This is a genomic window from Anaerobacillus sp. CMMVII (genome assembly GCF_025377685.1).
Lineage (GTDB): Bacteria > Bacillota > Bacilli > Bacillales > Anaerobacillaceae > Anaerobacillus.
Genome location: NZ_JACEHK010000001.1, coordinates 659,354 through 682,847, shown reverse-complemented (window position 1 = coordinate 682,847; position 23,494 = coordinate 659,354). Strand labels below are relative to the sequence as shown.

The window sequence follows — 23,494 nt, the reverse complement described above, 5'->3', positions numbered from 1 at the left end:
TCTTTTCTAAAACATTGTTGCTATTTCACCTAAAATTATTAGGAAAATCCCTTGAAAGAAGATAGCACTCAATAAATTTAGTAAGAAAAGAGCACTACTTTACTAGATAAGGAGTGAAATCTTAAAATTCATGTGTAAAAATCCGGCTTTTGGGATTTTTACGAAAGCAACAAACTTTGCGAAAACAGCTTTAGACTAAGACTATTAAAAAGGAGCAATCATCAATGCAAATCCTCATTCAAAATACAACGATATATCCGATCACTTCTAAAAAACTAGAGAATGCTTCACTATTAATTAAGGATGGTAAAATTGCTGCAATCGAAGACTATATTGAACCTACCTCTGAAATGCAGGTTATTGATGGCAAAGACCACCACCTTCTCCCTGGATTTATTGATGCACATACCCATTTAGGTTTATATGATGAAGGAACGGGGTGGGCCGGTAATGATGCTAACGAAACAATCGATGCGCTTACTCCGCATATTCGAGCGATTGACGGCGTTTACCCTCTAGATATTGGATTTAACGACGCTGTGAAGTACGGCATAACCACCGTTCACGTAATGCCAGGGAGTGCCAATGTAATTGGGGGAACAACTTCCGTTATAAAAACCGTTGGAAAAAATGTGCAAAAAATGATCATTAAAGAGATTGCTGGCTTAAAAATTGCACTTGGTGAAAATCCAAAACGGGTTCATAGTACTTCTACCAAAAATAATGACATCACCCGAATGGGCATTATGGGGATGCTTCGCGAGGCATTTTATCAAGCAAAGCAAAATCCTAATGCAGATGATCTCCGAATCGCTCCTATCATCTTAGCATTAGAACGGAAAATCCCTGTTAGAATTCATGCCCATCGTGCTGATGATATTTTAGCAGCTGTTCGGTTCGCTAAGGAATTTCAATTAGATTTACGAATTGAACACTGTACGGAAGGTCATTTAATTGCTGAAGAGTTAACCGAATACCCTCTTCAAGTTAGCGTTGGCCCCACATTAACTAGACGTTCAAAAATCGAATTAAAAAATAAAACCTGGAAAACGTATAGCATTTTGACTGATCATGGGATTAGCGTATCGATTACAACCGATCATCCTTATACACCTATTCAATATTTAAATATTTGCGCTGCAATTGCTGTAAGGGAAGGATTATCAGAGCAAAATGCCCTTGAGGGAATTACGATTAACCCTGCAAGAAACCTAGGGGTCGACCATCGTGTTGGGAGCTTAGAGGTTGGGAAAGACGCTGATGTTGTGCTATGGAATCAACATCCGTTTCATTATATGGCAAGCCCTGAGATGACGATCATTAATGGGGAAATAATTTACAAAAAATAAATATAAAAAAAGGTTCCATTTTTAGCTTAAATCGATTATGATGATAAAGGATTTTCAAGTAAACGAACAGAACCATGAGGTATAGGAAGTATTTCTACTGTTAAATGCTCCTAAATAACGAAAATGACCCGATATCATAAAATATTAAGATAAATGGGAATATTTAAGTTTACAACAAATATATTGTGGGTATATAACAAATATCGTACTAAGAATAGCGCAGCACCCTAGGAAAAGTGTGTGCTTTTCCTGCTGAAGCTAAGTAAGATACAAACAAATATGCACGAAAGAAATGGGAAGGCAATTGGTTGCGCCACCAGTTTACTGGTCCTAGTGGGTTCGATTCCCACCCCGAATTTGATACGCAATTTCATTAAATTCGAGGGGTGGAGCGAGCTTACGCTATTTTTCTGCCCCTGTGTGTGGAGGGGTAAAAAATGATTAAAAAGCGCGAATTAGCAGATTGCCATAAGTTATATGAGTTAATGATTGATCCAGCTGTTTTCCCATTTGTTCGCCAAAAGGCAAATTCTTACGATGAGTTTTTATTCTTAACGAAACAAACCATAGAGGCTGAAGAACGTGGAGAACTCATTTCACGTACAATCCTTGACGAGTGGGGTAACCCAATTGGTACTATTAATCTATTCGACATTAATGAACAAGCAGGCTTTTTAGGAACATGGCTCGGAAAGCCTTACCATGGAAAAGGTTATAACAATCTTGCCAAAGATGCTTTTTTCAATGAATTATTTTATGAGCTTTCAGTTGAAGCTGTTTATATGCGCATTCGCACGGAAAATATCCGTTCTCGAAAAGCCGCGGAAAAGCTTCAATATGTCTCTATAGCTAACGAAACAAAAAAAGAACTATTTAATGAGATTAACAAAGACGCATATATTTACGATCTATTTCAAATTGAAAAAGATCAATTTACGCTATACCAATACCGTCAACAATTACAAACAGCATTTGAACTTAAAGAAGCTTAATAAGAATGCTCAAGGTGCCTAGGAGAAAGCAGTCCTTTTTCCCTCCTGGAGCTAGACATCAGTTACTAAAAACGGATAAAGTTTTTTATCATTCTATAGAGGAAGGCACTGACAAGATCGTCAGCTCCTTCCTTTTTTATTTACTCAGAATGCGGTTTTAAAATTCATTGTTACTGTATAAATTTACGGTCAAGTAAGCAAACTACACCTGAAATTGATGCTTAATTAAAGGTGGTAGAGAATATGGAAAGTAAAAAACAGCGAGCACGGGATGAACGTAAAACGTTAAAAAAGCGCAAGAGGTTCATTACTTATCTGAATTTAAAGCTGCTGACCGAGCGATGGAACGTGCAAGAAGCAATCGATAAGTAGTATCTTCAAAAAAACTGTATTTAAAAGGAGGTTACTAAATTGGCTAAAAAGGAAAATAAGCAAGCAAAAGACTTTGTAAGTGACGGCAGAGATATTGAATTTTCTCAAGAATTAGCAGATCAAGACGACCTTGAAGCTCAAGAGCGATCAAAAGCTGCCGACCAAAGAGCAAAAAAGAATAAGTAACAATTTTAAAGAAGGACATATCGGTGCTCCTAAAAGACCCCTCCGCTATGTCCTTCTCATTGTTTTGGAATATCCTTTTACATACCCGCATACCCTTTATAAAACCTTTTACAAAAGTTGTTTGTATTGAGCCAACTCTTTATGGGCAACTTTTTTTATTTACATTAACGAGGCTGTCCACTAGTAGTGACCAATAACTAGTGAAACAGCCTCTTTTTTTAGTGACCTCTTAGTGCTTACCTATAGCTAAAAACAGCTAGTACGAAAAAATCCGTCTATTATTTAATCTCTTTCATAAAGATTAATTGAGGTGGTATTTATGGGGAGAAAGTTATTAGAACAAGTCATAACCCTATTTACAGCTGCAATCGGAGTAATGGCGGCTCTTGCTTGGAATGATGCTGTACAAGCTTTATTTAATTCCCTCTTCCCTCAAGGTGAAGGAATTAAGGAGCGGTTTATTTTTGCTATTTTAATTACTGCCATCGCTGTTTTAATTACTACGATATTTGCTAGCTTACTAGAAGATGAGAAAGATTAATTATCTAACGTTCTTTTTTATAGTATTTCAGTCGAATTTTAGGGAATTTTCGGAAAAATTTTAAAAAGGGCTGAAAATGGAACAATTAGGTAGCATTAAAAGATATTACTAGTGCTGATTTTCAGTAATCAAGGTTATTGGGAGATAATCGCCCATTATCCCTAAATAACGTGTTTGCTTATCTTCGGGGAACTTACTATCATTAAACATGTTAAACAATGATCTTAAAGGAGAGTGACAGCAATTTTCATGCAAACACATTTTGGTGATCTGCCATGAAAAGCAAAGATACAATGGAACATACATTAACGATTGAAAAGCCAAAAATAACTGATGGAAAACGAATGTGGGAATTAGTCAAACAATCAACATTAGATCTAAATTCACCTTATAAATACATTATGATGTGTGAATATTTCAGTGAAACTTGTGTTGTTGTCAAGAAAAATGAACAGTTAGTGGGCTTCATTACCGCATTCATTCCCCCAACTCAACAGAATGTTATTTTTGTCTGGCAAGTTGGAGTCGCCCCGTCTCAACAAGGAAAAGGGTTAGCCTCAAAAATGCTAGCCGAGCTCCTAGGAAGATCCGCTTGTAAAGACATTAAGTACTTAGAAGCAACTGTTACTCCTTCTAATAAAGCTTCACAATCATTATTTCGAGGCTTTGCAAGAAAAATCAAACTGAATGTGTTGTTACCCCATGCTTTTCTGCTGAACTATTCCCTGGTGATGACCATGAAGAAGAACAAATGTATCGAATCGGCCCCATTATCTGAGTAATTCAATAAGTTAACTAAGTTTTCGTTTCCTATAAAACCGAGGAGGGATTTATTCGTATGGTAAATCATGATCTGAAAATTTTTGAGGAATTAGAATCAAACGTTCGAAGCTATGTAAGGAGTTTTCCGACTGTTTTTAAAAAGGCAAAAGGATATAAAATGTGGGACATCAATGGCAAAGAGTACCTTGATTTTTTCTCTGGAGCAGGTGCATTAAATTACGGACATAACGATGAAAAAATGAAAAAAAAGCTTGTAGAATACATTATGGCTGATGGAATTACGCACTCCTTAGATATGGCTACAGAAGCAAAGGCCAATTTCTTAGAAAAATTTAATGAAACGATCCTTAAACCGCGTAACATGAATTACAAAGTGATGTTTCCTGGACCAACTGGAACTAACACCGTTGAAAGTGCTTTAAAGCTTGCTCGTAAAGTGACTGGACGGACAAACGTTATCTCATTTACGAATGGGTTTCACGGGATGACAATTGGATCCTTATCTGTAACAGGAAATTCTGCAAAGCGAAAAGGCGCAGGTATTCCTCTTCAACACGTAGTAACGATGCCATATGATAACTTTGTTAGTGAAAAACTCGACACCGTGGAGTATCTCGAACGTTTTCTAGAAGATAACGGTAGTGGCGTTGAAATTCCCGCCGCAATGATCCTCGAGACAGTCCAAGGTGAAGGTGGAGTAAACGCCGCTAAATTCGAGTGGCTACGACGTATTGAAGCAGTTTGTAAACGTTGGGGCATTTTATTAATTGTTGATGACGTGCAAGCGGGTGTCGGTCGAACTGGAACCTTCTTCTCATTTGAAAAAGCCGGTATTAAGCCTGACATCGTTTGCTTATCAAAGTCGATTAGTGGTTACGGCTTACCTTTAGCATTAACTTTAATTAAGCCTGAACTAGATATCTGGAATCCAGGCGAACATAATGGCACCTTCCGCGGAAACAACGTTGCCTTCATAACTGCAACTGAAGCGTTAACTTATTGGGAAGATGACAAATTTGAAAAGAGTATTGCCGAAAAGTCTGCTAAAATCAATAACTTTTTAAATAGTCTAGTAAAAAAATACCCTGAGCTAAAAGGTGAAGTAAAGGGGCGCGGCTTTATGCAAGGAATTAGTACACCAGTTGAGGGCTTAGCAAGTGAGATTGCTGCCAAGGCTTTTGAACAAGGCCTAATTATGGAAACAGCTGGACCTGAAGATGAAGTATTTAAGCTCTTCCCTCCCCTTACGATTAGCCATGAAGGCTTGGAAAAAGGCTTTAAGATTATTGAAAATAGCGTAAAAAGCTTAGTCAAACCAAAACAAGCAGTAAGCTAAGAAAAGCGCAAGCGGCCTAGGAAAAAGTGTAGTGCTTTTTCCCTGCTAAGCCCCGACAAAAGCTACTGACCTCGTTCACAACATGTGTTACTTCTAGAGCTACTACATGCTACTTTGCCTCGAGGACCTACTGGACCGCAGAGGCAGCTATTAATTGAAAATGGTATTTGAACCTCGAGGGGCTAAACAGTTGCTCCTGCGCCACTATGTTTGCTCGTCGCAAGGCAGCTAAGAAGCATAATCAAGTAGTAGCCTCGCTGAAGCTAGACTCAAGTACGAAAAACGCATATGCTTTCTTAAGCTTTTTAAAAATCAAACTATGAAATCTCAACCTACAAGGAGGACTACTAATGAAAGTTGTTAAACTAGCAGACGTTATTGGAACAGACCAAGAGGTTAAAGGAGAAAACTGGACTAGTCGCCGCCTATTACTTGCTCGTGATGGCATGGGCTATTCTGTTCACGATACGATTATCAAAGCAGGTACGGAAACACATATCTGGTACCAAAACCATCTTGAAGCGGTTTATTGCATCGAAGGTGAAGGCGAAGTAGTAACCTTGAAAGATAACAAGGTTCATCCAATTTCAGCGAACTCTATATATGCCTTAGATCAACATGATGAACATTTACTTCGCGCCAAAACAAATATGCGCATGGTTTGCGTATTCAACCCACCAATTACAGGGAAAGAAACTCACGACGAAAATGGCGTTTATCCGCTGGTCGAAGAGACATAAGAAAAGCGCAAGCGCCTGCTTAGCCCCGACAAGCAAATGTTCTTCCGACCAAAAGTGGCCTTTTCACTTTAGGTTGGAAGGTTATTTGACCTCGAGGGGCTAAAAAGCTGCTCCTGCGCCACTATGTTTGCTCGTCGCAAGGCAGCAAAGTAGCATAATCAAGTAGTAGCCTCGCTGGAGCTAGACATCGGGTACTAAAAACGGTTATACTTTATAATCTATAAGTGAAACAAAATGGCTTAGAGACTACTCTAAGCCATTTTTGAGCACGAAATATATTATTTAATTCCTTTGTAGGTAAACATCCGCCAAACGCGTTCAAGCGGTCCATAGTTAAACCTTTCCATCCAAAACTTACTGAAGAAAATTTGTGTAGCAAAAATAACGAACGTGATCAAAAGCCCCACTTCAGGAGTCACCTTACCGTAAAGACCTAGACCATAGCCATAAAACAGCAATAAACAAATAACAGTTTGCAGTAAATAGTTTGTTAACGCCATCTGGCCTACCGGTGCCAAAAAGGAAAGTCGTTTCTTCCATAGGTCCTGTTGACATAACAATGTAATCGAACTGATGTAAAAAAATGAAACAACAAGACCCGAAAAAAGGGATAGAACCTCTACTACCGCATCATGAAGATAAAACGGAACAATGATGATTTCCATTTTTAGAATAACAAAAACAAGAGTCATAATCCCTCCATAGATGAGACTATTCCCCCACACTTTTCGTATCCAAGGTAAATGCCCAGCGATATTAAGCAAGACTCCCTTTTTACCAACATAAAGACCTAGCAAAAATATAAACAGGACCATCGGTATAGTAATAATAAAATTAGGTAATATCAATGGTATTTCTTCTGCCAAACGAAACGACAATATCTCAGAGTAATTCCCATTCTGGAAAACTACAACTGCGTCATCTACTAGCATTGCGAATTCCTTGGTAAAATCTTCATCTAGGACATTTTCTACAAGGGACGAAAGCCAGCTAAAAAATGCAGTTAGAAAAATTACGGAACTGAAGAGCCCAATTGCCCATCTTTTAATCTTTTCTTTCGAAGAGTTCCTAAAGAACAAAAGGAAAAATCCTGCAAGTGCATAGTTAAGTAAAATGTCTCCACTCCATAATAGAAAAAGATGAATAAGGCCTACTAATAATAGGAAAAAAAGCCTTCTAGAATAAACTTTCCCGACGGAAAGCCCTTTAGCTTTCACTCGTTCCATAAAAAGAAAAAACCTATACCAAATAAAAAGAGAAGGTTGTAAAAAACTTCCCAGTTGCAAAAATCGTAACAAACCAGTCCGCAACATTTGAGACCCAGCCGTCAAAAAGCGTAACACCTGACAACATCATAAATAGTTTTGGTGACACAAAAAATTGCATGTTTACCAATAAAATGCCAAAGAGTGCAAATCCTCTAATCACATCCAATGTGATGATCCGTTCTCCTTGTTGGGTCGGTTGTAACCTTAGCCCTTCCATTCCCTCCACTCCAATCGTTTTGTACTTGGGAAACGCACTTCAAAAATGCCCCTAAAATATGTTCATGAGTAAATTATACACGATCTAATGGGAATTTTAGTAAATATATTTCAATGCCATTTCCGAAGTTGCCAAATTTGGTGATAAACCAAAAATTCTCTAACAATCAAAAAAAAAGGCCGATGATTAAATGAATCATCATCGGCCTTTTTGAAAAAATGCTACACTAAAGAATTCTGAGTAGTTTGCTCTATTGTTTAGCTTAACATAGTCGTCTCCATAATTTACTTGTATCAACGAATGAGTTATTTTCAATGATCGAATGGGCTGCATTCGTAATTGCCTGTGCTAAGGTCTCGCCTGTTGCCCTTACGTCATTAAAACAAGCCTCACAAATGCCATCGGTAGAATATCTAAACCCGAACTTTTCTAACCTCTCTACGATTAACATTGCATGGTCAAGTGATTCCTCAGGTTGAAATTCAGTTGTTGGAATAAAAGTAGTCTTCTCATAATCATACCATCTGTCCCAACGATTTAATTTCCAACCAAAAATTTTACGTGCAATTGCTTCTGTTTTGTTCATCATACGTGTTCGACCACCTTTTCATGTAATTTTTCTGATCCATTAATTGTTATATAACAATTTTATTAATTATTTGTAATTGTATAACAGTATAAATGAAATTTCCAGTAAAAAATCTCCACTTTTAAAAAAATAGGCTTTTTCCCGTGTAGCCCCGACAAAAGCTACTACCTCGAAGGGCTGGGCATACTGTACTAAAAAAATAAATCCCACCGACCATGTAAGTCGATAGGATTTCTAAGAGGCTATGAATTTGGTATGCTTTAGGAATTCTTTTGAGCCATTAGTGCATTTTTGCTATAGGCTCTTTTCGTAACATTGTGGCTTTTTCACTCAAAAATAATTGGGGAAATACCTTAGAGGAAGATATCACCCAATAAATTAAGTAAGAAAAGAGCAAAACTTACTAAATTAGTGGTGAATTCTTAGTATTTTGTGTAAAAATCCGGCTTTTGGGATTTTTACGAAAGCAACAAACTTTGGGAAAACAGCTTTGCTATAAGTACTTTTTATTTATTTCGATCTAATAATGCTAATACCTGCTCAAGAATAATCTCCACATTTGTATGCCTAGAATAGATAATCGGAATACCATTTAAATTTGAGTATTCTTTAATTGACCACATGCAGCTATGAGAAATATGCTGTGTTAGGACAACAAGAATGTCACTCTCATGAAGGATCCCGACCGCATTAGGATTTTAAGAGACTCGCAAGATAATATTCGACACGGAAACTCATTTTCGTCACTGCGGTAGGTTTGGATATCCCCAAAGATTCCAACTGTTTTACCATCCAATGGAGAAAAGTCGGTTACCTCTTCCACAGGGATTGGCTTAGTTACTGCTTCACTTTCTAGGATAAGTTCTTCTTCAATAACCCTGCTACGCAAATCTTTCAATTCTTCTTGGAGCTCATTTATGAGGCCTTTTAATTCTTTTATTTTTTGGCTTGTCTACTAATTAGCAGCTCGTCACCCGTTTCGTTTAATTGCTCTTCAAGACGAATATTTTGGTTACGTAACCGCTCATTTTTCAATTCGAAATCTACCAATGATCGTTTCTGGATTTCAATCGTTTCTTGGAGCTTTTGATTTTGATTCGTCACTGAAGCTAATTCCTTTTGGGACTTTTCTAACAGCTGACGTAGCTCTTTTTGAAAATGACCTTTATTTGTTAGGAGTAAGATCGCTTCATCCTTTAAAAACGAGAAATAGCTCGTTAAAGGGAACGATACTAACAGATAGGTTAACAGACTTTCACCAATCATTTTCTCAAATTTTTGTGAATCCCATTTTAAGTAATGAATTTGCGGAATTAACTTTAGTTGAACAAAATAATCAACGATTAGGAAGAATAAATATTTTTTTACCTCTTCGGATTCTGCCTGGGCAAGCGACTTTATCTCTTTTTTAATCCACTTTGTTATCAATTTTCGTTCATTCTTCCCTTTGTAGACAAACCGTCTCGGGGCGTGCGGAGACATTTGTAGATAACCATCCTCAAACGTCCGCAAAATATCTAAGACTTCTAAATGGTTCATTTCATCAATAATTTGTTCAAAATGAACTGTAAAATATGTATATGTTTTGTGAAGAAAATCGTCTTTTTCGCGTTCCCAAAGCTTCATTTGCTTTGTTAGCTGTTGTTCTAGCTCAACTTGTTCTTTGAAGCTTCTTGTCACGGCAAAGTCATTCCGCTCATCAATAATTACCGGTACTTCTTCACTACCTATCTTAAACTTTGTTTTTCCAGAAAAAAAACTATCATCTATGTCTGTCTCACTTTTTACGGCCACATGGGTTGGGAACAAAGCTGAATTACAGCAAGAAAGTGCAGGTATTTCAAACAAATTGCCATAAAACATCAGCCATGGCAGTGTTTCTTTAGAAAGTGTTTCTACTTTTTTAATACTTTCTTCCACTGTTTTTCCACATTGATGACACTTTCTTGAAGCAATTAAGTCCATTTCGATCATCTTGCTAGGCACCACCTATTTTTATTTAATGCTAGATATGCTGTTCTATCGACATTCATTAGGAAAAAAATTAGGACTTATAGTTTCATTCTGATATTCCTTATGAAAGATATGTGTAGTTGCCGGCGAAATAGGTGGGATGAGCCATGTCCAATCACCAGTTAACTCTCGCTTTTTTGTGCTTCTCTTTCTTCAAACTTTTTAAACTGAGCAGCCGCTGTATGATGATCGACAATACTTACTCCAGCTTCTTTAAACGAATGTAAAACTGCTATATTTAATTCTATAAGCGCTTTATCCTTCCACAAGCTACTTGCACGTCTCGTATCAAGTCCCATAATTGAAGCTACCTTAGGTAACATATTGTAGCGATCTTCATCAGCGAGATTTCTCGCACCGATTTCAGTGCCCATGTACCAGCCATTAAAAGGAGCTGCAGTATAGTGGATCCCACCTATTTCAAGCATCATTTCTGAAACAATGGGTGTGCTATACCATTTTAACTCTAAATCCGCAAAAGCCTCAAGGGTAGGGTGAACAATTTGAACTTCCAGTACTAGCTTCTGGGGGATTTCATACCAAGTAGGTTTGTTTCCATTTAACTGAAACACAACCGGTAGAAGATCAAAATTCGTTCCAGAGCCATTCCATCCCAATTCCATACACTGCTCTGTAAACGCGATTGATTCTGGGTCACCTATAAAACCATACTCAGTTTTATAACCTGCGTACCGGAGAAGTGAATAATTCAAGATTCTCACAAAATCAGTAGCAGACTTTTTCGGTTTAAAAATCGTAATTACAGGAACAATTTGTCCACCATTCGTACCAATATCTATATGACGAAATAACGCCTCAGCGATCTCATCCTCTGTTTCTAGGCTTCTTTCATCAATTACCTGTAAGTTTTCCCAAAAAAGTCTACCAATGCAACGATTGCTGTTGCGCCATGCCATCTTGGCACCGTACTCTAGCTCTTCAATGGTATGTTCATAAAAGCTATGTAGTTCAATCTCGTTTCTGATTTCAGCAACTCTAACCGTAATTTCTTCACTATTTTTCTGTAACTCCTGATAGCAATTCGTAATGAATTGCTCCGCTTGTCTAGCTAAAACTTCTTTATTGTAAGTCACTTTTTTTCACCTCAATTTAATGAAATTCATAATTTCTAGATGATAAAGCTTGATTAAGGCCATTATGAAATTCACTCAATTACCTTTTATAATTATATAGTAACTCGGTACTCCTGTCCGAACTTCTGGAATATACTTGTATTAAAGGAGGTATTTTTATGATACGGTTTATGATTAATTTTTCCGCTTTAGCCTTTGTCATTTTTATCAATTATTTAGCTAATTCTTTACCGTTCAACAACCAAACAACTGGCGAAATCGCAAACCGCTTACCAGTCTTATTCACACCAGCTGGATATGTATTTTCAATTTGGGCTCTGATCTATTTTTTACTATTTATTTGGGTACTTCGCGGGTTCTCCAAAAAACGTCAAGACTTGCCACTATACAAAAAAGCAACACCGCTTTTTGTTATAACTTGTACTTTTAATAGCTTTTGGCTTTTCTTGTGGCATTATGAGTATTTCTTATTATCAGCAATGATCATGGTATCCTTACTCATCTCGCTGATTTTTCTCTATCAGGTTGCCAGAAAACATGCTACAGGTATAATGGACATTCTTCCTTTTTCCGTTTATTTAGGTTGGATTAGTGTCGCAACCATCGCCAACATAAGTTATGTTCTCGTTCATGAGCAATGGGATCGCTTCGGCCTTTCCGATGTACTATGGACAGTTATCATGTTTTTGGTAGCCACCGTGTTAGCGCTTTTCTTTCGAATTCAAAAAAGTGATGTAGCCTATCCATTAGTATTTGTTTGGGCTTTTATCGGTATTGGTGTTAAAATTTAACAACGTTTCCTGTAGTAGCTTACACTGCTTTGCTGTTAGCAACGATTATTTTCGTAGGTGCATTATTTGGGAAGCGAAAGCATTATCTAATTTTCACAACTAACTAAACTCATATTATTTCCGCGAAAGCCTTAAGACAAATGTTCATCTTAAGGCTTATTTATTGCGTTATAAATATCGTTGTATTTGGTCACGGAATTTTTGGTAGGACACAAAACGGGATTGCCTTTCAATCTCTTTTCCATTTATAAACAACAGTACAGTCGGTCCGGTAAAAACTAGGTATTCACTTGCCACCTGGGGAATTTCTTCGATTGAAACATAATACCCTTTCACAACCGGATACTCTGTCAAAAATTCTTCTAACTGAGCGTACACCGCTTCACATACTGAACAATTCTGTGTTTTTATCAGGATTATGACAATTTCCTCATGATTGATTTTTTCTTTAAGCTGCGTTTCGCATGTCAATTGCTCCATTTCATCCACTCTCCTTAAATATCTCCAAATATATTGTGTATGAGAAGTACCACTTAGTCAAAAATATATGAGAGGCTTCTATCGTAAACTTTACTTCACGGTCCCTGAGGCTTTTTACTAATCGGAATAAAAACTTTTTCTTAAAAGAGGTGTTACCCTTCGAGCTAAGAGTTATGACATATAATATCAGACATGGGCGGGGCCTTGATGGAAAGGTAGACTTAAAACGAATAGCCGATATCATTAGGGAGGCCAATATCGATATTATCGCCCTAAACGAAGTCGATCGAAATTTTTCCAGAAGGAGTGGTTTCGTCGACCAAGCAAAATGGCTTGCCAATGAGTTAAAAATGGACCATGTTTTCGGTCCTGCCCTATCAATAAAAACTAGACAGTATGGCAATTCAATTTTAAGTCGATTACCAATCGAAAAACATGAGAATTTTCTTTTCAAACTTAGCCCCCTTCTTGCTGAGCCGAGATCAATTGTAAAAGCAAACATCTTAATTGATAATAGTCTAGTTACCGTACTTACTAGTCACTTTAGCATTCACCCAATTCTACATCAGAAACAAGTTCGCTTTTGTCTGGAGCATACAAATTCTGAACCTTGTATTTTGATGGGAGACCTAAATCGTAGGCCTCACTCAAAAGGTTACCGGAGTCTGCTCAAGAAGTATGTTGACTGTTGTGCTAAAAAACCGCTACCTACCTTCCCAGCGAATAGACCAAGAGCAAGACTCGATTATATTTTTACGACGAGTCACTTTAACATCATTGGAACAGATATCATCAATACAAGAGCTTCAGACCACTTACCAATAGTTGCCTATTTAACCTTTCACTAACCCGAAGCATAAATAGAATACATAACTGCCATCCTATATTTGAACCAAATTTAATCTAATGGAGCGATCAAATTATGACGAACAATAAGAAACGAGCAAACACTAACAATGGCAGTCAAAAAGGCATTACCCATAATGAGGGAGTCGGTACAGAAAATGTTTTAGCAAAGGAAGAACTTGAAAAAGCAATCTCACCAACAGGTCGCCAAAATTCAAAACAATAAATAACTAAGAGGGTGTCCAAAGGGACACCCTCTTGTCTTTAACGCCTCTGTAGCTCTTCAGCTAACTTTTTCCCTAGAGTCACAAGTCGTTCTTGTAACTTATCGTCCTTTAACGAGCCATCCTTTTGAAACGCCTCATAAGCTGCTGGTATTGTTGGACTTTGTGGTAATGCCCAGGCATGTAGGTTGCGACAAATCTGGTGCAGTGTATTCACCGTATTGGCAGCACCTAGTTTACTTCCCGCGGCGATTTTCCCACTCATTTCTCTAGCTCCAATAAAGTCTAACGCATTTTTCAATACCCCGGAAACACTGCCATGATACTCAGGGGATGCGAGGATAAACCCATCTGCATTGGCAATCTGTTCTATAAAGTCTTGAACAACTTTAGGAGGATTTATCTTGGCTAACTCCTCTTCATATATTGGTAATTTAACTTCTGCAAAATGAATGATCTCAACAGTAATCCCTTGTTCCTCTAATTCCTTAACAACGATTTCTGTTGCTTTTCGTGTCGTCGAATTCTTCCTCGTACTTCCTACTAAGGCAACAACTTTCACTTTTAAAACACCTCATTATTTTTTGAATACTTATATTTTAGCGTTTAAAGGCTGTCCAATTCAAAGGATAGCCCTTCTAATCTAAAATTTAGGCTTTGGAAGTATGTTATTTTTGAACCTTATAATGCAGTTCAACGAATTGATTGAAACGTCTCGTCCCAATTAAAGATAGATCGAGCTGATAATCAGCGGCTTTAAACAAAGGAATCCCCTGCCCAATTAGCCTTGGTGCAATCGTAATAATCAGTTCATCGATAAGTTTTTCCTTTAAAAACGAGTGCATTAGTTCTCCGCCACCAACAATCCAAATATCCTTTCCTACTGCACGCTTTAGTTTATCCGTAAATTGACCGACCTCCTCATTCACAAATTCAACATCTGGATTAGTCTCCCTTTTCGGTGCTTTTGAAAAAACAAAACAGTTTTTATTTCTGTACGGAAAGTCTCCCTTTTCATACCTCATAATCCAATCGTAAGTTCTTCTCCCCATAATGATTGTATCAACCGTCTCAAAAAACTCTGAATAGCCATTGTCACCTTCGCCTTCTACATTAAATAACCAATCTAGTGACTCCTCATTTGTGGCAATATAACCATCAAGGCTCGTAGCAATGAACACTACTAATTTACGCTGCTTATTCATAATAGCCCCCTCATCTAAATTATAATTTTAAACCGTATGTAAAGGCTTTTTTCTTAAACATTGTGCTTTATGGACTCTGCCGTCGAATATTAGAAAAGATACCTCCGAGAACAAAGAGGCAGACTTTTAGCCCACCTCGTTCTATTATCAGTTAAATGAAAGCCAAAATTCACTCTTTGTATCAATAATATCACTGATCTCTGTAAACGGAATTTTGAAGGTTGGAAACCCTGCTGCGAAAGGGCCGATTTCATAAGGAGCAAAGTAAATGTAGAGATGATCCGCATCCACATAAAACGGCTGATTACTTCCAATCCCTTTAAACGCACCCGGAAAAAGATAATCATACTGTCTATCTGTTTTTATCATATTTTGAATGATTTCATTCAGCCTTGCTTCATAGTCACTATCTTTCTGAAAGAGGTCTGCTAAATCATAAAAACGACCGTTAATCATATTAAGATGTACATACGTTTTTGTTGGCATTCCGTGAGCAGCGCCGAAGTAATATTCGTATCCTTCTAACTCCAAGACGAGCAAATTATTATTAAAAAAAGTGACATTGAAATCGCCGCTGTAAGTATAATCAAGCTGCTCGTTTAGATCAATATCCTTTAAATTTGAGAGCGTCTTTAACTTCTTGTTTACATTCTCTTGAGCTTTTTCATTTTTCAAGCCATCCACTTGCGGATAAAAAACAACAAAGTCTTTATTTGGTTCAAACTTCTTTTCAAGAACACGGTAGCGATTTGTAAGGGGAATGATCGTATTTTGTTTCCAAACCAAGTTTCCTTTTCTGTCAAAGTAGGCAACTCTTGTATTTTTTAGCGCTCTGACAAGTTTTCCAACTAAAGCAACACTATCGGCCCCTTCTACAATCGGGAGTCCTCTCGCCCTGTTTCCAGTGCGGTCAATAAAATATGATTTTCGCGATTGACTAACTGAAGCAATTCCTTGATCATACTGAGAGACGTGTTCATAAATAAATTCCGTTAAGAACTCACCTTTCCAATTGGCGATAGCATAGCGAGATCCTAGGTACGGTTTTTCAGGGTCAATAGCAATCCCGACCGCAAACCGATTTTCTCCCAAATTAATGAGATCATTGTACTTCGGTTTAATAATATATTTACCTTCTTGATCGATCAGTCCATATCTATTCCGAAAATTATCGAATTCATTCACAATCGCTCTCCCGCTTTCAAAAGCCAGAGCAATACTATATCTCGGTTGAATCACAACGTTTCCTTGCAAATCGATATACCCATATCGCTCATTTAAACCGATTCGAAACGATAGACGATTTTCACCCAAGTTCCCAACAAAAAAATAATTAAAAACACTTACTGGGTTTCCTAGACGGTCAATTAAAGCAAACTGATTATCACGAATTTTCACAACAGCTAAGCCATAATGAAAATCACTCGCCGATTCAAATTGTAACGGAATAACCACATCTCCTTCACTCGATAAATATCCATAGCGAAAGTCCCCTGCTGGATTTAAATCAGAAAACATGGCTCGCCCTTCTTGATACATGCTAATAAAATTGACCGGTTTTTTCGTTAACATTCGCCCCTGCTCATCAATAACATGAAAACCGCCCTCAAAAACGACGGGGGCTAGCCCTTCGGAAAAATCGATGACCGTATCGAACAAAGGAGGAATGACAAACTCACCTTGAGAATTAATACTTCCAAAACGCTCTCCTTTTTTTACAGTAGCTAAACCATTCTTTGAAAGTCGAGAGCAAAATCAAAGTCAGGCTGAATGACAAATTCGCCTGTCTCATTTATATATCCCCATTTTGTACCGTCTTTTGTCTTTAAAGATGCTGAATACAAGTAATTAACCATTTCAAAATCTCCTTAAATAAGCTTAAGCCAACTATTCGAAGCTTCTTTTTTCAGTATATGGGGCTTTGATAATGACGGTGCCTAATAAATTATTAATTTCTAATATTACTAGTTTAATAGCCTCCTATTTTGGTAACAATAATAGTAAAAGATCATTTTAGGAGTTGTTACCCATGAGTTTATATGAATATATCAACGCAATTAATGAAATGTTAGAAGAGGCAAAGGAAGAAACAAGTGAAGTAAATATACATTTAGACGAATTAGAGGAACTATTTCAAATTAAATAATGACTTAGACAAAGTCCCAATCCTCACGTTGCAGCATAAATTATGGTTGTATGTGTATGAACGAAGGGAGAGGGAATTATGTATCAACATTATTTACCTGTAAACAAAGTAGCTCAGGATGCGGCAATGTACGATTTACTCGCTAACTACTATAAGTATTTAGATCCGCAGAAGCATATGTACTATTATCAGTTGCACTTTATGTGCATGCAACAACTTTGCCAAATGCAACAGGTCAATGTACGGAACTCTTATGAAAGTCGATCGGCATGGCGTGAACCGGCAAAGGTTCGTGTTCTCCATGTTTCACCTGATGCGCCAAAAGTAGATGTTTTTGTTAATAATGAAAAATCGTTAGAAAATATCACGTATTATCAAATTAGTCCTTATTTGGATGTACCGGCTGGTTCATACAAGATTGATATCTATCCTGCTGGACAAACAACCAATCCTGTTTTAACTCAAACAATCGAAGTGCAATCCGGTCGTAATTATACTATTGCAGCAGCGGGAAATTTAGCCGACCTAGAACTGGTGCCTGTGATCGACACAACTGAAATTCCTAGGAATAAATCTAAGGTACGTTTTTGGCACTTATCACCAAACGCACCTGCAGTAGACATTGCTGTTAAAGACGGAGATGTCCTCTTTAGTAATGTATCGTTTGGTGAGGATGCAGAGTATCTTGAATTACCACCAGGAAGAGTCACTTTAGAGGTGCGACTTGCTGGAACCAAAGATGTTGTTTTAACCATTCGTGACACAAACCTAAAAGCAGGAGAAGCCTATACAATTACAGCAATCGGTCTTGTCGACGGAACGCCTCGCCTAGAAGCACTTATTTTACAGCCTTAAATTGATGTTAGGACTAAGTTGGAGACTAATTAGTTCTCTTCACGTGGAAAAACATTAGATTTAGCAATACAAAATATCAGACCAATATCATCGTAATTTGGTCTGATATTTTTTGATATATATCAACATTTGAGTTGAATTAACAGTTTGAATAACATTTGGAATAGTTAGCTAAATAAACATGTGAAAATGGTTATTGTCACCCTTATACTAGGATTGTTAATATTGCTCACATTTCATTTGTTAATTTTGTTGAAATGATGATGATTAGAAAACATTGGAAATATAAAATGATATTAAAGATATAGACTATTGAACGAGCTGAATAAGGGAAATAGTAGTTTTATAAAAGCAAAGCGGACAGGCTGTTGTACCCCCACAATTTTAGCCTCAAGTTGATATACAATTTATCTTACAAAAAATTTAATAATAAGCGTAGATTTTCCGGTTAATTTGCAGAATAGAGTCGGTTCAGGGGAAATAAGCGGAGATTTTCCGGTTAAGCAAAGCAAAATCACCCATTTTTACGTTTTTTGAGTAAATAGTCGGAATTATTCCGTCTATTTAAGCTATTTTTATTGCTATTTTTTAAATAAGGGAAATTTCTCCGCTTATTTATGAAACCATGCCTCTGGTTTCCGCTCTTTTATGGTTGGGTAAAGCAAAGGATTGAGGGGCGTTCGTTTAACAGGCAATAAGAAAAGCGCAAGCGCCCGAGGAAAAAGTGTAGTGCTTTTTCCCTGTTAAGCCCCGACTAGCAAATGTTCTTCGAGAAAAAAAGTGTGCTCTTTCACTTTTATTCTCGAAGGTTATTTGACCTCGAGGGGCTACCCTAAAATTGATTTCGCTTTGAAAGTTCACTTTCCTTTATTTATCTAATGAAACAACCTATAAACATTATTTATCGATGAAAGTGAACTTTCTTTGGGGCTGGGTGGTGCTCCTGCGTCACTACGTTTACTCGTCGCAAAACCTGCAATGAAGTAACTTCATTGATGTGTCTTGGAGCTAGACAGTTATTACGTTGAAATTTTATACATTCTTATCTTTCAAAAAATGGCTCAAAATAGTGTACTGAGCCTTTTGCAAAAAAAAATACAAATGCCCCTACATTTTCGGGTTTTACGACAGGAAACGGAACCCTTTACTTAAAATCTGCGCTTTTTTATATGCCGATTTAATTGTTACTTATCGTTTTTGCTGCGAGTAAGGGGTTACTGCACGTTATCTGAACTACTTCGTTGGAGACTTAGTCCTTTTTGAGAAATCGGGATGTTGTGCTACCAGTGACCTAAAAAAGATAGTTCAAACTTATCCTCTTCCTCCCAAAACAAAATCCTCCGAATAAAGCCACAAAATTGTTCATACTAGTAATTGAGGTGATATTGATGAAAGGTTATAAAACGACCACCTGTGTCATCTGTGGCACGGTACACGACACAGCCGCAAACTGCCCTGATCATCAAGCAGTTTGTAGTGGTTGTAAAGAAACAATCGAGAACGTGCAAGTAGAAAGTAGTGAAAATTCTATTAGCTAGGGGGAATTCAATTTCATGAAAAAATTAGGTTCTTTGCTGCTAGCCATAACAATGGTAGGAAGCTTGGTAGCTTGTGATGCCGAAGAACAAAATGTTACACAAGATGAGAATGAGAATGTAGAGGTGCAGGATTTGACGGACGACGTTGAAGAGGATGAAGTGGAGCTTGAGGAAACCACTCCGGCAGAGGCCGAAGAAGAAAGCCAGACAGTTTCAGCTCATGAAGATGACCATCACCATGATGACTTACCGTTTGAGTGGGCTGGGAGCTACAACTTAATTGAAGGAACTTACTCGCTTGTTTTTAAACAAAATGAATTTGGTGACGAAAGTATTTTAGTCGCATTTATCCTTGAGGATAGTAATATCAAAGATTTAGAACATCACGCAGCACATATTATGGAAGCCAGCGGTTTCGATGAAATCAGTGAAGGTGAGCAATTTTCGGCTGAAAGTGAATTTGCATATAACTTGTTCATAAATGTAGAAGGTGCGACTAGCTTTACTTTTACAGTTATTGAAGCTGGTACATACCGAATTTTTACTGAACATCATGCTGAAGAGTTTGATATGGAAATTTCAAACGAAGCTGGTGACGTAATGGTTGTTGAAAATGCAAAAGAATATGAAGGTCACGAACATGGGCATAGCCATTGAAGTAGTTCGCTTTATGAATTATGTATTGTTCTGCTTCAGTTATGAAGCGTATAACACGTTTGCGCTTCACTTGATTGTGTGCCTAGTTTTAGATATAAAAAAACAAAGCACAAAGTCACTAGACTCTGTGCTTTGACTATTTTACTAGACCATGTTTAAAAGCATAGATGACCGCTTGAGTCCGATCATGAACTTCAAGCTTACCTAGAATATTGCTTACATGAACTTTTACCGTTTTAAGAGCAATAAAGGCTTCATCAGCTATTTCTTGATTTGTTTTCCCTTCAGCGATTAGTAATAAAATTTCCATTTCACGCTCGGTTAATTGTTCGTGTGGTAAGGTTACTTTCTTTTGACGCATCTTCGTCATCATTTTTCCGGTAACTTCAGGTTCGAGTACGGTCTGACCTTGGTATGTGGCTCGAACCGCGTTGGCAATTTCACTAGCTTTCGATGTTTTAAGCATATAGCTTGTTGCTCCTGCTTCGAGAGCAGGATAGACTTTTTCATCATCTAAGAAGCTCGTCACGATAATAACCTTTGCTTCTGGCCATGCTTCGATGATTTTCCGAGTTGCTTCAATTCCATCCATTTCCTTCATCACTAAATCCATTAAAATAATGTCTGGCCGCAGTTCTAATGCAAGTTCTACCCCTCGGGCGCCGTTATCCGCTTCACCAACAACCTCGATATCCGGCTGCGCCGATAAGTAAGAAGTGACACCAATCCTAACCATTTCATGATCATCCACAAATACAACTTTTATCAACTTCTAGTCACCTACCATTAATGGAACTTTTACTTCTAGCCTAGTTCCTTTATTTTTTAGGCTTACGACCTTCAGGGCGCCACCAATTTCTTTCGCGCGTTCATGCATGTTTTGCAACCCATAGGATCCAGCTTTTTCTTGACTTACATCAAAGCCAACACCATCATCAGCAATTCGTAAAATAATTAAATCGTCACGGTTAATTAAAAGCACTTCGAGACTTGTGGCTTTTGAGTGCCGTAACGTATTCGAAACCGATTCTTGAAGAATTCGAAAAAGATGATCTTCAACACCTTTTTCTAATGGCACCGCTTCGATTTTCCATGAAATGTCCATCGGAACCTTTTGTGATAACTCGTTTAACAGTTCCTGCATTCCTTCCTGAAGCGACTTACCTTTTAGTGGAATTGGTCGTAAATGAAGTAGCAAGGCTCTCATTTCAAGCTGTGATTGGTGGATCATCTCTTCAACGAGCTTTAATTGCTTTATTTCTCCACTCGTCTGATCTTGCATCGTTTCTGTTATCGCAGACATCAACATTGACGCAGCAAAAAGTTGCTGGCTTACAGAATCATGCAGTTCACGAGCGAGACGGTTTCGTTCCTGAGAAACTATTTTCTGCACTTCCTTTTCTTGATCAACCGCTTTCTCGCTAGCCAGTTTTTGTGCTGTTTTGACTTGTTCAACCATTTGCTTTTGAATGCTTTTCACCTTTTGAAAAACCGGCTTAAGTTCATCTGGATACACTGCTTGTTCTTCTTCAAACAAACGTCCTTGGTCTAGTTGCCCTAGAGCTTCTTCCACCATTTCCAACTGTTTTTTATAGGTCATACTACTAGAAAGTCCAAAAATAATTCCTAGAGCAATAGCAACACCAGGTACGAAAAAGAAAATTGGTAAATCAAAGATTTTTGCTTCAAGAAGAAAACTCCAATTTTCTACTGGAAAGATGGTTATATAGATAATGGTAAACGTCGTAAATAGAAGTAAAGAAAATAAGATACTCCAGATCATCTGCTTCTGAATGAGCCTCATATTCTTTTCACCTCTAATCTACCAATTCCCATTGAAGTCATAATTTTTATTTTACGGATAGCCAAATCATAATGATCAGTTCTATAAACTAACGACTGGTTAAACAGTCGATCATTTGCCTCGTCAAAGATAACGGTTGTCCCCGTTAAAACTGAATGCGATACACTTACTTCTATATCATATGGAACGAGAATTTGAATATTGCCAATAAAGTTACGAATAGAAATAACACTTTCACCCTTAGGTAACACTGTATTACTTAAATCGATTCTCGTATCCCCAATTCCTGTTTGGATGTTCACATCATGCCATTCATAGATTTCCTCAGGTGTTTTTTGACGTCCGTAAAAGACATTTTTAAACATCTGCTCGGATTTAATTAACTTTGTACCGCGATCATCTGTTTCCTTAACAACAGGCTGAATCAATAGCGGACGATTTTTCGATTTATAAAAATAGATAAGTACATAAGCAATTACTGCAAAAATGAAAAATTTAAAAACAATCATGTCAGTCGCCGTAAAAAATAAAACCAAACAACCTAGCCCAAATATCAATTTTCCAATTGAGCTATAAAGTCGTTTACCGCCAAAGTAAAGTAAGAAACCAGCAAAAATAATTGAGAAAACTAACCCCTTATTAAAAAAGGTAATTTCCACAACGAGAAGAAGTAATCCTATTAAAATGGTCCAGCTAATATAATCTGTTTTCGTATGATTATCCATAAGGGTCTCTCCTCGATTAATGTTTAAGGGTTGACACAATTTGTCAACCCGGTATTTCTCCTTTACTATATCACGTTTCTGCTAAGAAATAGAATGACTTTCTTGTTTTTCAAGCTCCTTCTCAAGCTGTGCAATGCGGCTATCTATCGTGTTTCTGTGGTACTGTGAATTTGCTTGGTGCTCAAGACGGTCAAGGTAACGGTCCATTTCATCAAACCTTGCTCCGACTTTACCAGTATAACTATTACTGTCTAGCATTTGGTTCATTCGATGATTGGCACGAGTCATGTTTTCCCGCCCCATTAGTTCCATTCTCTTAATATGCATATCTTTGAGCTTATGTTTCATTTCTTCATATTTTTGCTCAAGCTCATATAAATGGGAAGTAGCTTGCTCTAACGAAAGTCTTAAGCGGCTAGCTCTTGCTTCATAATGAGTTTGTTCTTGAATAGCAAAGTTCATTAATTCAGTTTCGCCAGCTTTGGCAGCAATATCTACTTGATACTTACGTTTGTCTGTTAGTTGCTGTGCCTCATTGTACTCACGTGTGAATTCTTCCTTCAATAAATATTGTCTCTCTACAAGCTTTCTAACCTTTTCAACTTCCTTTTCACAGTCTCGTAAATATTGGTTTAAGACTGAAAGCGGATTTTTTTGTTCCTTTTCATCTAACATTTCGTGTACATCAGCTGCAATCGTATTTTTAATGCGGGTAAATAGGTTACTCATTTTCAATCGCTCCT

27 protein-coding genes and 2 pseudogenes are annotated in these 23,494 nt (G+C 37.5%); 13 read left to right on the top strand and 16 right to left on the bottom strand.

Going from position 1 to position 23,494, the window contains the following annotated elements; genetic code table 11:
- The first annotated feature begins 224 nt into the window (after positions 1-224).
- From H1D32_RS03710 to H1D32_RS03675, 8 genes are all read left to right on the top strand, one after another.
- Positions 225-1,349: an amidohydrolase gene (locus H1D32_RS03710; protein WP_261176806.1), complete on the top strand. Its 1,125-nt coding sequence runs from the start codon at positions 225-227 to the stop codon at positions 1,347-1,349.
- Between the two features lie 437 nt (positions 1,350-1,786).
- Positions 1,787-2,341, top strand: a complete 555-nt coding sequence (locus H1D32_RS03705; RefSeq protein WP_261176805.1) for a GNAT family N-acetyltransferase — start codon at positions 1,787-1,789, stop codon at positions 2,339-2,341.
- Positions 2,342-2,584: 243 nt separating this feature from the next.
- Positions 2,585-2,713: a hypothetical protein gene (locus H1D32_RS25630; RefSeq protein WP_261176804.1), complete on the top strand. Its 129-nt coding sequence runs from the start codon at positions 2,585-2,587 to the stop codon at positions 2,711-2,713.
- Positions 2,714-2,752: 39 nt separating this feature from the next.
- Entirely contained in the window at positions 2,753-2,899 is a 147-nt protein-coding gene (locus H1D32_RS03695; protein WP_261176803.1) for a YfhD family protein, read from the top strand.
- 319 nt (positions 2,900-3,218) lie between these two features.
- Positions 3,219-3,440, top strand: a complete 222-nt coding sequence (locus H1D32_RS03690; RefSeq protein WP_261176802.1) for a DUF5654 family protein — start codon at positions 3,219-3,221, stop codon at positions 3,438-3,440.
- A gap of 275 nt (positions 3,441-3,715) precedes the next feature.
- Positions 3,716-4,222 (top strand): diaminobutyrate acetyltransferase, encoded by a 507-nt coding sequence (ectA, locus tag H1D32_RS03685; protein ID WP_314733333.1) that lies wholly within the window; start codon positions 3,716-3,718, stop codon positions 4,220-4,222.
- Positions 4,223-4,278: 56 nt separating this feature from the next.
- Entirely contained in the window at positions 4,279-5,559 is a 1,281-nt protein-coding gene (gene ectB / locus H1D32_RS03680) for a diaminobutyrate--2-oxoglutarate transaminase (RefSeq protein ID WP_261176801.1), read from the top strand.
- Positions 5,560-5,909: 350 nt separating this feature from the next.
- Positions 5,910-6,299 (top strand): ectoine synthase, encoded by a 390-nt coding sequence (locus H1D32_RS03675; protein WP_261176799.1) that lies wholly within the window; start codon positions 5,910-5,912, stop codon positions 6,297-6,299.
- 278 nt (positions 6,300-6,577) lie between these two features.
- Here the strand turns inward: H1D32_RS03675 and H1D32_RS24870 are convergent, their stop codons facing one another.
- The 6 genes and pseudogenes from H1D32_RS24870 to H1D32_RS03645 form a co-directional block, all read right to left on the bottom strand.
- Entirely contained in the window at positions 6,578-7,525 is a 948-nt protein-coding gene (locus H1D32_RS24870) for a DUF418 domain-containing protein (protein ID WP_314733332.1), read from the bottom strand.
- A gap of 13 nt (positions 7,526-7,538) precedes the next feature.
- Complete coding sequence (locus H1D32_RS03665; RefSeq protein ID WP_261176798.1) at positions 7,539-7,784, bottom strand: hypothetical protein; 246 nt, start codon at positions 7,782-7,784, stop codon at positions 7,539-7,541.
- 262 nt (positions 7,785-8,046) lie between these two features.
- Positions 8,047-8,373, bottom strand: a complete 327-nt coding sequence (locus H1D32_RS03660; protein WP_314733331.1) for a BC1872 family protein — start codon at positions 8,371-8,373, stop codon at positions 8,047-8,049.
- 646 nt (positions 8,374-9,019) lie between these two features.
- Positions 9,020-9,271 (bottom strand): hypothetical protein, encoded by a 252-nt coding sequence (locus tag H1D32_RS03655; RefSeq protein WP_261176796.1) that lies wholly within the window; start codon positions 9,269-9,271, stop codon positions 9,020-9,022.
- Positions 9,272-9,309: 38 nt separating this feature from the next.
- On the bottom strand, positions 9,310-10,347 hold the full coding sequence (locus tag H1D32_RS03650) for a hypothetical protein (protein WP_261176795.1): 1,038 nt from the start codon (positions 10,345-10,347) through the stop codon (positions 9,310-9,312).
- 45 nt (positions 10,348-10,392) lie between these two features.
- A pseudogene (locus H1D32_RS03645) lies at positions 10,393-11,480 on the bottom strand (nitric oxide synthase oxygenase).
- A gap of 158 nt (positions 11,481-11,638) precedes the next feature.
- Between H1D32_RS03645 and H1D32_RS03640 the strand changes: the two are divergent.
- Positions 11,639-12,271 (top strand): tryptophan-rich sensory protein, encoded by a 633-nt coding sequence (locus H1D32_RS03640; protein WP_314733330.1) that lies wholly within the window; start codon positions 11,639-11,641, stop codon positions 12,269-12,271.
- 168 nt (positions 12,272-12,439) lie between these two features.
- Here H1D32_RS03640 and H1D32_RS03635 read toward each other — a convergent pair whose 3' ends face one another.
- Complete coding sequence (locus H1D32_RS03635) at positions 12,440-12,751, bottom strand: thioredoxin family protein (RefSeq protein ID WP_261176794.1); 312 nt, start codon at positions 12,749-12,751, stop codon at positions 12,440-12,442.
- Positions 12,752-12,924: 173 nt separating this feature from the next.
- Between H1D32_RS03635 and H1D32_RS03630 the strand changes: the two genes are divergently transcribed.
- Positions 12,925-13,599: an endonuclease/exonuclease/phosphatase family protein gene (locus tag H1D32_RS03630; RefSeq protein WP_261176792.1), complete on the top strand. Its 675-nt coding sequence runs from the start codon at positions 12,925-12,927 to the stop codon at positions 13,597-13,599.
- 74 nt (positions 13,600-13,673) lie between these two features.
- On the top strand, positions 13,674-13,823 hold the full coding sequence (locus H1D32_RS03625; RefSeq protein WP_261176791.1) for a hypothetical protein: 150 nt from the start codon (positions 13,674-13,676) through the stop codon (positions 13,821-13,823).
- Positions 13,824-13,861: 38 nt separating this feature from the next.
- On the opposite strand, the gene H1D32_RS03620 is transcribed toward H1D32_RS03625, so the two are convergent.
- From H1D32_RS03620 to H1D32_RS03605, 5 genes and pseudogenes are all read right to left on the bottom strand, one after another.
- Positions 13,862-14,383 (bottom strand): NADPH-dependent FMN reductase, encoded by a 522-nt coding sequence (locus H1D32_RS03620; protein ID WP_261176790.1) that lies wholly within the window; start codon positions 14,381-14,383, stop codon positions 13,862-13,864.
- Between the two features lie 106 nt (positions 14,384-14,489).
- The gene (locus H1D32_RS03615) at positions 14,490-15,026 is read right to left on the bottom strand and encodes a dihydrofolate reductase family protein (protein WP_261176789.1); all 537 of its coding nucleotides are present in this window, start codon (positions 15,024-15,026) and stop codon (positions 14,490-14,492) included.
- 147 nt (positions 15,027-15,173) lie between these two features.
- Complete coding sequence (locus tag H1D32_RS03610; RefSeq protein ID WP_261176788.1) at positions 15,174-16,598, bottom strand: WG repeat-containing protein; 1,425 nt, start codon at positions 16,596-16,598, stop codon at positions 15,174-15,176.
- A gap of 42 nt (positions 16,599-16,640) precedes the next feature.
- Positions 16,641-16,718: pseudogene (locus H1D32_RS25255) on the bottom strand (WG repeat-containing protein); the annotation flags it as partial.
- Between the two features lie 32 nt (positions 16,719-16,750).
- Entirely contained in the window at positions 16,751-16,882 is a 132-nt protein-coding gene (locus H1D32_RS03605; RefSeq protein WP_261176787.1) for a WG repeat-containing protein, read from the bottom strand.
- 368 nt (positions 16,883-17,250) lie between these two features.
- On the opposite strand from H1D32_RS03605, the gene H1D32_RS03600 reads away from it, so the two are divergent.
- The gene (locus tag H1D32_RS03600) at positions 17,251-18,027 is read left to right on the top strand and encodes a DUF4397 domain-containing protein (protein WP_261176786.1); all 777 of its coding nucleotides are present in this window, start codon (positions 17,251-17,253) and stop codon (positions 18,025-18,027) included.
- A gap of 1,553 nt (positions 18,028-19,580) precedes the next feature.
- The gene (locus tag H1D32_RS03595) at positions 19,581-20,222 is read left to right on the top strand and encodes a hypothetical protein (RefSeq protein WP_261176785.1); all 642 of its coding nucleotides are present in this window, start codon (positions 19,581-19,583) and stop codon (positions 20,220-20,222) included.
- Positions 20,223-20,358: 136 nt separating this feature from the next.
- Here the strand turns inward: H1D32_RS03595 and H1D32_RS03590 are convergent, their stop codons facing one another.
- The 4 genes from H1D32_RS03590 to H1D32_RS03575 form a co-directional block, all read right to left on the bottom strand.
- Positions 20,359-20,991 carry a response regulator gene (locus tag H1D32_RS03590; protein ID WP_261176784.1) on the bottom strand — a complete coding sequence of 211 codons (633 nt, stop codon included), beginning with the start codon at positions 20,989-20,991 and terminating at the stop codon, positions 20,359-20,361.
- A 3-nt stretch (positions 20,992-20,994) separates the two neighbouring features.
- A complete protein-coding gene (locus H1D32_RS03585; protein ID WP_261176783.1) occupies positions 20,995-22,026 on the bottom strand; it encodes a sensor histidine kinase in 1,032 nt (343 codons plus the stop codon).
- Positions 22,023-22,751: a cell wall-active antibiotics response protein LiaF gene (gene liaF, locus H1D32_RS03580; RefSeq protein WP_261176782.1), complete on the bottom strand. Its 729-nt coding sequence runs from the start codon at positions 22,749-22,751 to the stop codon at positions 22,023-22,025. The genes H1D32_RS03585 and liaF overlap by 4 nt, the downstream gene beginning before the upstream one ends.
- Before the next feature lie 81 nt (positions 22,752-22,832).
- Positions 22,833-23,480 carry a PspA/IM30 family protein gene (locus H1D32_RS03575; RefSeq protein WP_261176781.1) on the bottom strand — a complete coding sequence of 216 codons (648 nt, stop codon included), beginning with the start codon at positions 23,478-23,480 and terminating at the stop codon, positions 22,833-22,835.
- Positions 23,481-23,494 lie beyond the last annotated feature (14 nt).